The following is a 16,641-nucleotide window of genomic DNA, read 5'->3' as shown; positions in this document are numbered from 1 at the left end:
ATATTAAATCATTATTTTAAAATTGATTAGATTTGTTTGAATCTACGTTCGCTTATTTATGTTAACAATTGCATATGTTAATGAATTTTAAAAATATCCTTGTTTTAATTTCTATATTTTGCTTTTATAGTAAGCTACATGCCCAATATACCCCGTTTTTCCAAAACTATTCATTAACCGAATTTAATGCTGGTAACCAAAACTGGGGAGTTTCCGTTGCAGAAAACGGAAAATTATATGTTGCTAATGACAAAGGGCTTGTGGAATTCGACGGATTAAAATGGCATTTTTTTCAGCTACCAAACAAAACCATTATACGTTCTGTATTGGCACACAAAGACCTTATTTATACAGGGTCTTATGAAGAGTTTGGTTATTGGAAGAAGAATCAAAAGGGAGAATTAATGTACACTTCATTAAGTAACTTCCAAGAACAAAAGGAATCTCTAAATGAAGAATTTTGGCAAATCTTACATCATAATGGTAACATTTATTTTAGGTCGTTTTTAAATCTATATATATACAAAGAGAATAAAATCACAAAAATAGAACCTAAATCTACCATCATTTCATGTAATACAATAGATAATAAAGTTTATGTGTCCACATTAAAAGATGGCATCTTTATTTTACAAAATAAAACTTTGATTCCTTTAATAAATATAGATAAATCAAATAATGTCAAAGTTATTTCTATAACAAAGTTCAAGAATAGATTACTTATTACCACCTCATTAAAAGGGTGCTATTTATATGATGGTAAAGTATTAGAATCATGGCAACCCGAAATTAATGAAGTCATTAAAGAGCAGCAACTGAATAGTTTTCTGGAGTTGAATAATGGCAACATGGTTTTTGGTACTATAAAAAACGGGGTATACATAACCAATAATTTAGGTGAAATATTATTTCATATTAATAAAGAAAATGGCTTGTTAAATAACACCGTTTTAAGTCAGGGGTTAGGAAAAAACAATAAATTATGGATCGGTTTAGATAATGGTATTGCATTAATAGATTTAAACTACAGTCATACGTTTTATAATGATAATTCTGGTGAGCTAGGTGCTGTCTATGACATAATTAATTATAAAAACACACTATATATAGGTAGTAATACCGGACTATTTTATTTAGACAATAACGATAATAAGTTAAAATTTGTTGAAGATTCTCAAGGTCAGGTTTGGGAATTAAAAGAAATAAATGGCGATTTATTTTGTGGACATAATAACGGTACTTTTTTAGTTGAAAATAAGAAATTAGAAAAAGTTTCAAGCTCTACAGGCGGATGGGTTATCAAAAAAATACCAGAGTCAAAAAACATGTTCATCCAAGGAACCTATGCTGGTTTAGTTAGATATAGTTATCAAAATGGAAATTGGGAAACAAAACATTTAAGCGGAACCACTATTCCTATTAAATATTTAGTCTTTGAAGATCAATATACAGCATGGGCTGCCCATGCATACAAAGGACTTTTTAGAGTAAAGTTTGATAAAGATTATGAAAATATTCAAGTTAAAGATTATAAAAATAAAGGACTTTATTCAGACTTTAACGTACGCGTACATAATATAAAAAATGATATTTGCTTTAAAACCAATCAAGGGTGGCAAAAATATGAAGCTTTAATAGATAGCATTGTTCCCAACACCTTATTAAATGAGACCTTCGGAATAGATACAAATATAATTTCAGAACCAGATACAGACTTATTAGTCACTAAAAGTAAAAAAGATAAAATAAGTTTTATTTCGTTAATTGATGGAAAAACCAATTTAGAACTACCAAATGAACTTTTTCAAAAAAACCTTGTTGTACATAGCGAAGGTATTTCACAAATAAAAGATTCTATTTACGCCTTAAACCTATATGATGGTTTTATGTTAATAAACAAGGTTAGCCATACTAAAAGTGATTCGCTTCAAGAACCGATCATCGAGCGTATAGAAATTGATAAAAACTTAGTGTCTATAAATGATTCTGATGTTTATGAGTTTCCTTTTAATAAAAACATAAGTATATCAATATCCTCCTCTTATTCTAATAACCATTTTTTTGAGTACGCGCTGTCTAATTCAGATACTTTGAATTGGTATAAAATGGATAATGAAAAATTAGAATTATCCAGTTTAAGCAGTGACGATTATAAAATACACTTTAGGACAACAAATATATCTGGAGCATTATCCTCTGTAAAAACGCTCCAATTAAAAATATCCCCACCATGGTATAAAAGGCGCCTCTTTTATCTGATAGCTGTATTATTCATTAGCTTAATTATATATTGGCTACATAAACGAAAAATTGACAAAGAACAAGAGGCTTTGCATAAAAAACTTATAAAAGAACAAGAAGAATTATTAAAAGAAAAAGCTATTGAAAACGATAAGAAAATTGTACAATTAAAAAATGATTCATTAAAAAATGAAGTCAAATTAAAAAGTAAGCAGCTTGCTAACACTGCCATGGCATTGGTTAAAAAGAATGAATCTATGCTCGAAATCAAAAATGAGCTTATAAAAAACAAAACTGGTTTCGAAAACGCATTGATGTATAAACGCTTACTGAGAAAGATTGATAATTCGATTGGGCATGAAGATGAATGGCAATTATTTGAATATAATTTTAATCAGGTACATGAGGAATTTTTCAACCAGTTAAAAAGTAAACATCCACAGCTTACACATAAAGATTTAAAGATATGTGCCTACATCAAAATGAATTTATTGACAAAAGAAATTGCGCCATTAATGAATGTATCCATCAGAGGGCTTGAAACACATAGATATAGATTAAAACGTAAATTAAACTTAAAAAATGATAAATCTCTGGGCGATTATCTACGTAATTTTAAATAAAAGATCTCAAGGATAATAAATTTTTATATTTATTACTACGTCAAAACTACGTCATACACTTCTTAAAGCCCCTTATAGTCATTAAAAATCACCATCAAAACATACGTCAATAAGTGTTTTTTGGCATATAACTATTTATGACGTATTTTATGTGTAAGTCATTTTTTGATCTGCCTCCAAATAGTTTATAATTTAGTAGAAACTAACATTCTAAATAAAACTATATGAAAACAAGATTTTCTTTATTGTTAATTTTTCTATTTTCTATTCATGCTTTTGCACAGGACATACCAATAAGCGGTACAGTAGTTAATGCTGAGGATAATATACCAGTGCCAGGTGTAAATGTTATAGTAAAAGGAACAAACAGAGGTATAAGTACCGATTTTGATGGTAATTATTCTATCAATGTTAACCAGGGAGAAGTCTTAGAATTTAGCTTTCTGGGATTTAAAACAGTAGAAGTACAAATTCAAGATCAAATATCCGTAAATATTTCACTTGAGCCAGATATTGCGTCATTAGACGAGGTAGTTGTTGTTGGTTATGGTACAGCTAAGAAACGTGATTTAACAGGTTCAATTGTTAGTGTTAAAGGAGATGAAGTTGCTGATAAGCCAGCGACTAACCCTATTGCATCCATTCAAGGTAAAGTGTCTGGGCTGTCAGTTGTAAACTCTGGAAGAGTAGGTCAAAACCCAGATATTAGAATTAGAGGTACAAGCAGTAGGTATAATTCAAGTCCATTATTTGTTATTGATGGGATATTTGCAGACAATATCGACTTTGTAAATCCTAATGATATTCAATCCATTGAAGTGTTAAAAGATGCTTCGTCGTTGGCCATTTTTGGGGTAAGAGGCGCAAATGGTGTTATTATTGTAACTACCAAGCAAGCAAAAGAAGGGAAGTTAACTGTGAATTTTAATTCTTCAATTGGGATTAAAAATATAGTAGGAGAACCAAACCTTGCCAATGCAGCTCTTTTTAGAGAGCTATATGACGAACAACTGGTAAATGAAGGTTTAACTCCATTTGGTTTCTACGACGTGTTTAATGGAGATACAAATTGGGTTGATCGCATCGCAAATGAATCAGCCCTCATTCAAACCAGCAATATAAGCATCCAAACTGCAACAGAAAAAAATAAAATTTCTTTTGGCTTAGGATACCGTTTAGAAGATGGATTGGTAGAAAAAGAGAAGCTACAACGATTAACAGTTAATTTGAACAATGAATTTAAAGTTGCTGATGGCTTTAAAATGGGCCTTACTCTGAATGGTTTACAAGACAAACTCCCAAATAATGGCGGTTTTGGGGCAGCATTGAATGCAACACCTATTGTACACCCCATTCACTTGGACGTGAGACCCGAGTTTAATGGTCTATATAATCAGTTACCTATTGAAATTGGAGGACCGCAAATAGGAAATCCTGCTTTGGTTGCTGAGGTAACTAAAAATAAAAACATTTCAGAGCGTTACCGTTTTGTAGGCAGTATGTTCGCGGAAGTAGATTTTTTAAAGCATTTTAAATTTAAAGCTACAGTTTATGGCGACTTTAACAGTTTTAGATCAAGATCTTATGTGCCCATAGTTGGAATATATGTATCAGAAACAGATGACATTGAAAACTTTAATGGAAATCAAATAACAAGAGTCAATCAATCAAGTGCAACGGTATTTAATTTTCAGCAAGATTACATACTTTCATTTGACAAAGATTTTGGAAGACATGGGGTTAATGCTACTGCAGGTTTTACAACAACGCAATTTAAATTCGAAAACGTTTCTGGAAGTGTTGAACACGATCCAAATTCAACAGTTGGCATTATTCCAGATAATGAAAGGTTTTGGTATTTGAATGTGTTTCCTTACGGAGACCCTTCTACCAGAATTTCTAATTCAAGCCAATCTGAAAGAGCAACCTCTTCTTTCTTGGCAAGGGTGTTGTACAACTATGATGGAAAATACCTGTTAAACATGTCTTATCGTAGAGATGCTACATCACAATTGGCACCTGATAATAGAGCTCAGGATTTTTGGTCACTTGGAGCTGGTTGGGTTGTTACAAAAGAAGATTATATGGATAATGTTGAAAGTTTAGATTATTTAAAGTTAAAGGGGTCTATAGGGTCATTAGGTAACCAAGCCTTGCCAGGTGGTACTAACTACCCATATTACCCTGGGGTAAGTCAAGACGCCACAGCAGTATTCGGAAGTGAGGTTATTGCAGGTTTTATTCAAAAGTTTGAAGAGAATCCAAATTTAAAATGGGAAACTGTAAAAATGTGGGAGGTTGGTCTTGAGTCAAGATGGTTTGATAATAGATTGACATTTAATGCCAACTACTACAATAGAAAGACTGAGGATTTATTGGTATTTGTTGACACTGGAGTACAGACGTTTTTTGATAATTTTGGGGAGATTGAAAATAAAGGTTTTGAGTTTGAAGCTTCATGGGATGGCAATTTTAATGATAATTTCAGTTATTCCGTAGGAGGCAATATAACCACTATCAATAATGAAGTTTTATCAACTTTTGAAGATGCACCAATATTTGCCAATGGCACAGCTTCAAGAACTATTACTGGCGAGCCCATTGGGCACTTCTACGGCTATATCGTAGATGGCGTATACCAATCAAATGCTGATATTGCTGCACTACCGCCTAGTACTTTAGGTAATTATGCCCCAGGCGATCTCAAATACAGGGATTTTAATGGCGATGGTGAAATAACTCCAGATGATAGAACAGTAATTGGTAATCCAACACCTGACTTTACGTATGGGTTTTATACAAATTTAAAATACAAGAACTTTTATTTGAATATGGATTTTCAAGGCGTTTACGGCAATGAGATATACCGTAATTGGGGTAACGGAAATTCGTTTGCACAATTTAATTTTAGAGCAGACAGAGCGGGCAGGTGGGACGGTTCTGGATCATCAAATTGGGAACCTAGACTGTTTTCAACAGATTATAACAGACAGCCTTCTACCTATATGATTGAAGACGGGAGTTACTTTAGAGTACGAAACCTTCAATTTGGTTACAATCTTGATAAGAAAATCCTGGAAAGGTTGAATATACAGCAATTAAAAGTATTTGCTAACATTCAGAATTTATATACTTGGAAGGACACCTCTGGTTTTACGCCAGAAGCAGGTGGTTCTCCAACTTCTTTTGGGGTTGATAATGGAGGCTATCCGGTTCCTGTAATATCCACACTTGGACTTAGTTTAACATTTTAAAAAAAAGCATATGAATAATATAAAATTTATTAAATTAAAAGTATGGTCCTTGGCAGTTTTATTAGTAATATCAATAATATCCTTTTCTTGCCATGACGACTTTTTAGACAGATTACCGCTAGGAGAAGTGGCAAATAATGAAGAATTGGGTGTTGGTGGTCAAGAAGCCGCTGTATTTGGAATTTATTCATTATTAAGAACTACAAATGTAGGAAGTTGGAACAGGCATTGGTTTGGGAGTATAAGATCTGACGACGCACAAAAAGGAAGCACAACTGGTGATTCCGCAGCCAATGGCACTGCATTTAATGATTTTGAATATATTGCTACCAATGGGTTGAGTACGCAATGGTGGAATTCGCATTACGAAGTTATTTTTGCGTGTAATGAAGTAATAAACAATATAGAAGAGTCTGGAGTTACAGATGAAGGAAGTTTAATCAACGATGCTGAAGCTAGAGTAGTTAGAGCATTAATGTATTTTGAGTTGCGCAGGGATTATGGAGAGGTGCCAATAATTACAGTTACAATTGATGTCCCATCCGATGCTTTTGCGCCAAAATCTTCTATTGCCGATATAGATAAATTTATTGAGGATGACTTGCTGATCGCTGAAAAAAACTTACCGCAAACTTGGGCAAGTTTTCCTGGAAGATCTACTTCTGGGTTTGCTAAATCACTATTGGCCAAATTGTATCTCTATCAAGAGCAATGGACAAGTGCCTATAATAAATCTAAAGAAGTTATTGACTCTCAATCTTATAGCCTAGACCCTAATTTGGTTAATCTGTTCGAAATTGGTGGTAATAATGGTGTAGAGTCTATTTTTGAAATTCAACAAACCATAACTGAAAGTGGAGAGAGATTTGCTAGTATTTATTTTGTTTCGCAAGGTGTTAGAGGAACAGGGGTTTGGAATTTAGGCTGGGGCTTTAATACACCTACACAAAACCTAGTTGATGCTTTTGAAGCTGGAGACTCAAGAAAAGCTAACACTTTATTGGAATCTGGGCAGGATGACGGTGGTTTTGGAAGTGGAACTTTACCCGATTCACCACCTCTAGCACAAAAGTATTGGAATAAAAAAGCTTATACTATGGATAGTGCTCGTGATGATTTTGGAACAAATGCCAACAGATGGGAGAACATTAAAATTATCAGATATGCAGATGTTATTCTTATGGCGGCCGAAGCTGGCAATGAGTCAGGTGCAGCCCCTCAATCAGAAGTAATTAGTTTAATAAACTTAATCCGCTCAAGAGCTGGTCTTCCTAATACAAGTGCTTCTTCTCAAAGTACACTTAGGGATGCAATAAAACAGGAGAGACGTGTTGAATTTGCTCTAGAAGAATCGAGATTTTACGATTTAGTGCGTTGGGGCGATGCTCCTTCGGTATTGGGAGGTTTGGGCTATCAACCTAAGCATGCATTATACCCAATTCCTCAGGAGGCAATTGACCAATCAGGAGGGATTATTGTTCAAAATCCTGATTATTAATCAGTTGTTATTAAAAAATAAAATAAGTATAAAAATGATGAAAAGTAAAGATTTAAAATATTTAAGTATTCTATTGATAGGCATTTTATTTTTTGGTTGTCAAGATTTAGAACGCCTCGAATTTAGTGATTTTCCTTATGATGGACCTATAATTACACTTCTAACTCCTAGTGCAAGTGGCTCTACTGTTATTCGATCAACAGAACCAACTGCATCTATCACAATTGAGTTTCAAGTTGAAGATGATCTAGGATTAGCAAATATCACTGTAGAGATTGATGATTCTGAAATTGCAAATATTAGTGATTTTCCAAACAGTACACTATTTAATGTTGATGATTTAACCTATGATGGACTAACCACTGGTAGTCATACATTAGTGATTACTGCCACCGATACTAATGGTGTAGTCGTTACAGTAACAACACTATTTGAAAAAGCAGATGTACCACCATATATTCCCTTATTTGATGGAGAGATATTTTATATGCCCTTTGATGGTAATTACACTGAATTTGTAAGTGGTAGCGACGCTACAGAAGTAGGCAGTCCTAGTTTTGCAGGAGAGTCAAAATCAGGTAGTGATGCTTATGCTGGAGCGGTAGATTCGTATTTAACGTTTCCAACAACAGGTTTGTTAGGTGATGAATTTAGTGCGGCTTTTTGGTATAAAGTTAATGCAGACCCAAATCGAGCAGGAATATTTGTTATAGGTCCACCGGATGTAGACAACCCAGATAGTCAAAACAACAGAACTTCAGGGTTTAGGTTATTTAGGGAAGATGCTTCAGGAATGCAACGTATTAAATTGAATGTTGGTACAGGTGGTGGAGATTCATGGTTTGATGGAGGTGCACTAGCAGATATAGATCCGTCAGCAAATGAATGGGTGCATATTGCCTTTTCAATATCTGGGTCTCAAGCGTCTGTTTACATAGATGGAGAGGTAGTAAGAGAAGGTGATTTTGCAGGTGTAGATTGGACAGGTTGTGATATTATGTCTATAATGTCAGGAGCACCTCGTTTTACAGGATGGGGCCATAATTATGATTCAAGCTATATGGATGAACTGCGCTTGTTTAACAAATCAATATCACAAAGTGATGTTATAGGATTAATTGCCCAAAGTAGTCAAATCTTAAAAATGTCTTTTGATGGTAATTACACTGAATTTGTAAGTGGTAGCGACGCTACAGAAGTAGGCAGTCCTAGTTTTGCAGGAGAGTCAAAATCAGGTAGTGATGCTTATGCTGGAGCGGTAGATTCGTATTTAACGTTTCCAACAACAGGTTTGTTAGGTGATGAATTTAGTGCGGCTTTTTGGTATAAAGTTAATGCAGACCCAAATCGAGCAGGAATATTTGTTATAGGTCCACCGGATGTAGACAACCCAGATAGTCAAAACAACAGAACTTCAGGGTTTAGGTTATTTAGGGAAGATGCTTCAGGAATGCAACGTATTAAATTGAATGTTGGTACAGGTGGTGGAGATTCATGGTTTGATGGAGGTGCACTAGCAGATATAGATCCGTCAGCAAATGAATGGGTGCATATTGCCTTTTCAATATCTGGGTCTCAAGCGTCTGTTTACATAGATGGAGAGGTAGTAAGAGAAGGTGATTTTGCAGGTGTAGATTGGACAGGTTGCGATATTATGTCTATAATGTCAGGAGCGCCTCGTTTTACAGGATGGGGTCATAATTATGATTCAAGCTATATGGATGAATTGACATTGTATAGTAAAGCTTTGTCTCAAATTGAAATTCAAGCTATAATGGCAATGACTGATTAGTAAATATTTATTTGAGTAGTTTTTTAATTTAGTTGAATTTTCATCTGCATTTTCTTAGAAAATGCAGATGAAATTAATTAGCGCATTTCTATGAAGTTTTTTCAAAAAAATAAATCATTTTTATTATTACTACTAATAATGTTTTTCAGCTTTAGTTGTAAAAACAATAAGGATGTTGCAATAAATAATGAATTAGTAAGTAACAATGTATTACCAGATGATGAGGTTTTGTTGGATTCAATCCAAAAACAAACTTTCAATTATTTTTGGGAAGGCGCAGAGCCTACTTCTGGTCTTGCGCGCGAGCGTTTGCATATGGATGATATTTATCCGACATCACCTAAACACACCGTTACGACAGGAGGAAGTGGTTTTGGCTTAATGGCTATTTTGGTTGGTGTGAAAAGGGGTTTTATTACTAAAAATCAGGCGTTTTCTCGATTTGTTAAAATAGTAGATTTCCTTGAAAAAGCGGATAGATATCATGGCGTATGGCCACATTGGCTTAACGGTGAAACGGGTAAGATGATGCCCTTTAGCAAAAAAGATAATGGAGGAGATTTGGTCGAAACTGCATTTTTAGTTCAAGGCTTGTTAACCGTAGCCGAATATTTTAAAGATGGTAATGATAAAGAGCAAGCACTTGTTGATAAAATAGACAAACTTTGGAGAGAAGTAGAATGGGATTGGTATACAAAAAATGGCGAAGACGTATTATACTGGCATTGGTCTCCAGAATATGGATGGGACATGAATTTTCCTGTTGGTGGTTATAACGAATGTTTAATTATGTATGTTTTAGCAGCTGCATCACCAACGCATCCAATTAATGCTTCAGTTTATCATAAAGGGTGGGCAAGAAATGGTGCTATTGTTTCTTCTGAAAAATATTATGATGAAGATGTCATTCTTGACTATTATGAACATGATAAATCACCTATAGGCCCTATGTTTTGGGGTCACTATTCTTATGTTGGTTTAAATCCAAATAGTTTATCAGATAAGTATGCAGATTATTGGAAATTAGTTCAAAATCAAGCTAAAATTCACCATAAGCACGCTGTAGAAAACCCAAAAAATCATGAAGGTTATGGTGATAGCATTTGGGGTTTAACATCTAGTTATTCTATAAAAGGGTACAAAGGCCATAGACCAGATAAAGATATAGGTGTCATAGCACCAACCGCTGCACTAGCTTCATTTCCTTATACACCTAAGGAAAGTATGAAAATGTTAAAGAAACTATATAAAAATCATGATTCATTAATAGGGGAATATGGCCCTTACGATGCTTTTAGTTTTCAAGATAACTGGTATTTACCACGTTATTTAGCAATAGACCAAGGGCCTATTCCTTTAATGATTGAAAATTATCGCTCTGGAATGCTGTGGAAATTGTTTATGGCAAATAAAGATGTTCAAACTGGACTAGACAAATTAGGTTTTAAGTATTTAAAAAAATAATTAAATGGTAAGACAATTTTACATACTCTTTCTTGGCTTTATAATTTTTTCATGCTCAAAAGATAATGGTTCAGGGTATCAAGAACCTTACATTCCAGGCTCAGATGACGAGCCTGAAGTTATTGTACCTCTTAGCGATGAAGAAATGATGGATTTAACCCAAAAAGAAACCTTTAAATATTTTTGGGATTTTGCTAACACCAATTCTGGAGCAGCGAAGGAAAGATACCATCCAAATAATCCTACTTTAAATCAAAATGTAGTGACATCTGGCGGAACAGGTTTTGGGTTAATGAGTATCATCGTTGCTGTTGAACGCGGTTTTATTACTAGAGAACAAGGCGTCTCAAGACTGAGTAAAATCTTGACTTTTTTAGAAAATGCAGATCGTTTTCATGGGGCATGGTCCCACTGGATTGATGGTAATTCAGGCCATACGATTCCCTTTAGTACTAAAGATGATGGTGGCGATTTAGTGGAGACCGCATTTTTGGTTCAAGGATTAATTTGCGTTAAAGAGTATTTAAAAAATGGCACCGATACCGAAAAATCACTGGCAGAAAAAGCTGATGAACTTTGGAAAGGTGTTGAATGGAATTGGTACACACAAAACCAAGAGACTTTATATTGGCATTGGAGCCCTAATCATGGTTTCGATATAAATTTAAAGCTCGCAGGATATAATGAAGTTTTAATCACATATATTTTGGCTGCTGCCTCACCAGATTATAGCATTACAAAAACAACTTACGAAAAAGGTTGGGCAGGCAGTGGAAATATAGTGTCTTCTAGCTCACAATATGGTTTTCCTTTAGTTTTAAAACATGCTGGCGGTTCAAACTTAGGAGGACCTCTGTTTTTTAGCCATTATTCCTTTCTAGGATTAAACCCTAAAAACTTAACCGATCAATATGGAAATTATTGGAATCTAGCTGTTAATCATACAAAAATCAATCGTCAATATTGCATTATTAACCCCCAAAATTATATTGATTATGGTGAGGACTGTTGGGGGTTAACAGCTAGTTATTCAAGAAATGCCGATGGCTCTATTGGATATTCGGCTCATAGTCCATCAAACGATAAAGGCGTTGTATCTCCAACGGCTGCAATAAGCTCTATACCTTATACACCTAATGAATCTCTAAAAGTAATGCATTATATGTATCAAAATAAAGAGAAATTATTAGGTCCTGCTGGGTTTTACGATGCGTTTAGCCCTCATCATAATTTTTGGGTTGCAGAAGCCTATTTAGCTATAGATCAAGGCCCTCAAATAGTGATGATTGAAAACCATAGAACAGGTTTACTATGGAATTTATTTATGGAAAATGAGGATATAAAAAAAGGGTTGGATAAACTAGGGTTCAACTACTAATATATGATGAAGTTAAAAAAAACATATATATTAAACTTAATACTAGCAATTGGTTGTGTGCTAAATATCTCTTCATGCACACAAAACAGTTTTGAGTTCGTCGTACTTCCTGATACACAAACCTATGTTGAAGAATTCCCTAAAGTTTACATGAAACAAATGGAATGGATTGCAAATCAAAATGACAGATTTTCTTTTGTCTTGCATGTAGGAGATGTTACTCAAAACAACTCTGAAAAAGAATGGGCAATTGCAGAAGCGGGTTTTTCTCTTTTAAATGGAAAAACACCTTACAATATAGCGCTTGGTAATCATGATATGGGAAGCGGACCAGGCAAATTTGCTGATACAAGAAATACAGTATTCGCAAATACTTTTTTTCCTGTAAAAGAATATGTTCAACACTCTAAAACAATAGCCACATTTCCAGAAAACACTATAGATAATTCATGTGCGGAGTATAGCATTATAGGAGAAAAATGGTTGATTTTTTCATTAGAGTTTGGACCTCAAAACAAAACAATCGAATGGGCAAATAATCTAATTGAAAAGCATCCCAACCACAAAATAATTATAAATACGCATGCTTACATGTATAACGACAATACATTGCTTGATGGTGAAGATTGGTACTTACCACAAAAATATGGTGTTGGAAAAGAGACAGGCAAAAATGCTGTAAATGATGGCGGTCAACTTTGGAATAAATTAATAAATCCAAATAAAAACACAATCATGGTATTTTCTGGACATGTTTTGGGTTCTGGTGTTGGTACATTGGTTTCTAAAAACAGTCATGGAAATAATGTTTATCAAATGCTTGCCAACTATCAAAAAAATGTAAAAGGCGTTGAAAAAGGGGATTCGGGTTATTTGCGAATCATTAAAGTAGATAAAAAAGCAAAAATCATTTCTGTAAAAACATATTCCCCATGGTTAGATGCTTATAAAAAAGAACCTGAGCATGAATTCATTTTTGAAAACGTTAATATTTAATTCAAGGATATGGCTATTTGTAAAAATTATATAAAATTAATTACAGGATTATTACTTGCTTTTTATGTTAGCATATCTTTTGCTCAGCATAAAGAATTATATAATTCTAAGCTATTTATAAATAATGCTGATACGTTGAAGTACCGCATGATGCTACCTAAAAACTTCGATGAAGCAAAACAATATCCTATGGTGTTATTTCTTCACGGCGCAGGAGAACGTGGTGATGACAACAAAGCACAATTGGTTCATGGTAGTAAATTGTTTGCCTCTAAAGAAAATCGAGATGATTTTCCTGCCATCGTCATTTTTCCGCAATGTCCTCGAAATTCCTTTTGGGCAAGTGCTGAGGTAGATAGAACTTCAAAACCCATAAAAATTGAGTTTCCGTTAAATATTCAACCAACAAAACCTATGGAATTGGTTATGCAGTTAATGGACGACATGGTTTCAAAACATTATGTGAACAAACAACAAATCTATGTCGGCGGTTTATCTATGGGGGGGATGGGTACTTTTGAAATTGTTTACCGTAAGCCAGGGTTATTTGCTGCCGCTTTTTCTATTTGTGGTGCAGGAAACCCTAAAGCAACAAAAGTATATGCCCAAACCACCCCATTTTGGGTATTTCACGGAGCCAATGATCATGTTGTTAACCCCCAATCATCAGTTAAAATGGTTGATGGTATTTTAGAACATGGTGGTAAACCCAATTTCACACTATATGCCAAAGACAATCACAATAGTTGGGATTCTGCATTTGCAGAACCTGAGCTTTTATCCTGGCTATTTTCTAATAAAAAGTAACAAAAGATGAGTAAAACACTAACCAAATTCAGCATTTTTTTAATAATTATCATTGTTTTTAGCTGTCATTCGAATACAGAAAAAAATCCAACTAAATTATCAGAACCTACGCCTTATGATGTGAAAGTAGATTCGTTAATGGGCTTAATGACTCTAAGGGAAAAAATTGGTCAAACTATAATGTATAGTGGTGGCTGGACGGTTACAGGGCCAACGGTAAGTTCAAATAACAAAAAATATATCAAAGAGGGAAATGTAGGTGCCATGCTCAATGTATATTCCGTAAAAGGCACAAGAGATTTGCAAAAAATGGCAGTTGAAGAAACCCGTTTGGGTATTCCATTGTTATTTGGGTACGATGTGATTCATGGATTTAGAACCATTTTTCCAATTAATTTAGGATTGGCAGCAAGTTGGGATTTAGAAGATATTGAAAAAGGATCCCGTATTGCAGCAGAGGAAGCATCAGCTGAAGGTATACATTGGACATTTGCGCCAATGGTTGATATAGGAAGAGATCCGCGTTGGGGTCGTATTTCTGAAGGTGCAGGTGAAGATGTCTATTTAGGAAGCGAAATTGCAAAAGCTTATGTAAAAGGTTTTCAAGGAGACGATTTATCAAAGCACAATACTATTCTAGCATGTGCAAAACACTTCGTAGGCTATGGTGCCGCTCAGGCAGGACGCGATTATCACACTGTAAATATGGGAGAAGATGAATTAAGAAATGTGTACCTCCCTCCTTTTGAAGCTGCAGTAGATGTTGGTGTTGAAACTTTTATGACCGCTTTTAATGAGCTTAATGGTGTCCCTGCAACAGGTAATAAATTCATTTTTAGAGATATTTTGAGAGACGAATGGGACTTCAATGGCTTTGTCGTAACAGATTATACAGCTATTAATGAATTGGTACCCCATGGATTTGCCAAAGACGAAAAGGAAGCAACCAAATTAGCCATCGATGCAGGAATTGATATGGATATGATGAGTGATGCGAATCGTTTATATCTAGAAGCATTAGTGAATGAAGGTAAAGTAGATATAGCGCTTATCGATGATGCATGTCGACGAATTCTCTTAACCAAATACAAATTAGGATTATTTGATGATCCTTATAGGTACTGCAATGAGCAACGCGAAAAGGAAGTGATTTACAAACCAGAATTTTTAGAAGCAGCACGAAAGTCTGCAGCTATGTCTTCTGTATTATTAAAAAATGACGACAAGGCACTTCCGTTAGATAAAAATCAAACCATTGCATTGATAGGGCCATTAGTAAAAGACAAAGAAAATATTATTGGTAATTGGGCAGCAGCAGGAGATAGAAAAGGAAAAGCCATAAGTGTATATCAAGGTGTTCAGGAGTACTTAAACAAGGCAAAAGTTATTTACGCTAAAGGTTGTGAGATTGAAGGTGATGATGATAGCGGGTTTCAGTCCGCCATTAAAGCTGCTAGACATGCAGATAAAGTACTTATGGTCGTTGGAGAAGATTACGATATGAGTGGTGAAGCAGCTAGTAGAACCAATATTAAACTACCCGGACGCCAAACAGATTTGATAAAAGCAATAAGAAAAGCGGTACCTAACAAAAAAATTGTTTTGATTTTAATGAACGGTCGCCCGTTAGATTTATCTGAAGAAGTTACACTAGCGGATGCTATTTTAGAAACCTGGTTTCCAGGCACCAGTGGAGGGCATGGAGTTGCTGATGTCCTTTTTGGTAGCTATAACCCCTCAGGAAAGTTACCAGTTACCTTTCCAAGGACTTTAGGGCAAGTACCTATTTATTACAACATGAAAAATACGGGACGTCCTATTCCACCTAATAATCCAAAGGAGGATTATAAATCCAATTATATTGATATACAAAACACACCTTTATTCTCTTTTGGACACGGTTTGAGTTATACTAATTATGACTATTCTGATTTTAAATTATCGACAACCACTATGGGGTTTTCAGATACGTTAACAGCGTCAATTTCTATTACAAATACTGGTGATTATGATGGATACGAAGTGGTACAGTTGTATGTGCATGATAAAGTCGGTAGCATTACACGACCGGTGAAAGAACTTAAAGGCTTCAAAAAAGTTTTTCTTAAAAAAGGGGAAAGTCAGACCCTGAGTTTTAATTTAACTGCTGAAGATCTAAAGTATTATAATAATGAGATATTTACCGTTGAACCAGGTGAATTTGAAATAGCTATTAAAGGCTCTTCAGAGTTTGATTTTGAGCACACTTTTACTTTAGAGTAGTTAATGTGAGTTCAATATAAAACCTGTTTGATTTTAATTAATTATTAAATAGTTGTCATTTCGACAGAGTGGAAAATAAACGAAGAGAAGTCTTATAATTATGAGATTCTTCGCTATAGCCTGTACTGAGCGTAGTCGAAGTACTCTGAATGACACGACACCTTAACAAAAGAAATCGTAATGTCATTCAGAAGGAGGAACGACTGAAGAATCTAAATTCGTTTTATTGAACTTATTTAAACTTTTTGGATTGTAGCGAAAATTAGCAATTTTATTTCCACTTGAAGGCTTTTTTGAGTTGCATAGTAGGGTTACGGAAGGAAAAA

At 34.5% G+C, this 16,641-nt stretch carries 9 protein-coding genes; all 9 read left to right on the top strand.

Annotation, left to right across the window (positions count from 1 at the left end):
- The first annotated feature begins 80 nt into the window (after positions 1-80).
- The 9 genes from Q4Q47_RS14265 to Q4Q47_RS14225 all read left to right on the top strand — a co-directional run bounded on the left by Q4Q47_RS14265 (position 81) and on the right by Q4Q47_RS14225 (position 16,315).
- Positions 81-2,864: a helix-turn-helix and ligand-binding sensor domain-containing protein gene (locus Q4Q47_RS14265; protein ID WP_303307322.1), complete on the top strand. Its 2,784-nt coding sequence runs from the start codon at positions 81-83 to the stop codon at positions 2,862-2,864.
- Positions 2,865-3,088: 224 nt separating this feature from the next.
- Positions 3,089-6,118, top strand: coding sequence for a SusC/RagA family TonB-linked outer membrane protein (locus tag Q4Q47_RS14260; RefSeq protein WP_303307321.1), 3,030 nt, complete (start codon positions 3,089-3,091; stop codon positions 6,116-6,118).
- Positions 6,119-6,128: 10 nt separating this feature from the next.
- Positions 6,129-7,616 (top strand): RagB/SusD family nutrient uptake outer membrane protein, encoded by a 1,488-nt coding sequence (locus Q4Q47_RS14255; protein WP_303307320.1) that lies wholly within the window; start codon positions 6,129-6,131, stop codon positions 7,614-7,616.
- Positions 7,617-7,650: 34 nt separating this feature from the next.
- Entirely contained in the window at positions 7,651-9,408 is a 1,758-nt protein-coding gene (locus Q4Q47_RS14250; RefSeq protein WP_303307319.1) for a LamG-like jellyroll fold domain-containing protein, read from the top strand.
- Between the two features lie 90 nt (positions 9,409-9,498).
- Positions 9,499-10,872 (top strand): glucoamylase family protein, encoded by a 1,374-nt coding sequence (locus Q4Q47_RS14245; RefSeq protein WP_303307318.1) that lies wholly within the window; start codon positions 9,499-9,501, stop codon positions 10,870-10,872.
- A 4-nt stretch (positions 10,873-10,876) separates the two neighbouring features.
- Complete coding sequence (locus Q4Q47_RS14240) at positions 10,877-12,250, top strand: glucoamylase family protein (RefSeq protein WP_303307317.1); 1,374 nt, start codon at positions 10,877-10,879, stop codon at positions 12,248-12,250.
- Positions 12,251-12,253: 3 nt separating this feature from the next.
- The gene (locus Q4Q47_RS14235; RefSeq protein WP_303307316.1) at positions 12,254-13,246 is read left to right on the top strand and encodes a metallophosphoesterase; all 993 of its coding nucleotides are present in this window, start codon (positions 12,254-12,256) and stop codon (positions 13,244-13,246) included.
- 9 nt (positions 13,247-13,255) lie between these two features.
- Entirely contained in the window at positions 13,256-14,053 is a 798-nt protein-coding gene (locus tag Q4Q47_RS14230; protein WP_303307315.1) for a carboxylesterase family protein, read from the top strand.
- 6 nt (positions 14,054-14,059) lie between these two features.
- Positions 14,060-16,315 carry a glycoside hydrolase family 3 N-terminal domain-containing protein gene (locus Q4Q47_RS14225; RefSeq protein WP_303307314.1) on the top strand — a complete coding sequence of 752 codons (2,256 nt, stop codon included), beginning with the start codon at positions 14,060-14,062 and terminating at the stop codon, positions 16,313-16,315.
- Positions 16,316-16,641: the final 326 nt, after the last annotated feature.

Origin of the sequence: Flavivirga spongiicola (assembly GCF_030540825.1) — a bacterium.
Lineage (GTDB): Bacteria > Bacteroidota > Bacteroidia > Flavobacteriales > Flavobacteriaceae > Flavivirga > Flavivirga spongiicola.
The sequence above is the reverse complement of the archived record's forward strand: the minus strand, read 5'-3'. Positions and strand labels throughout refer to the sequence as shown.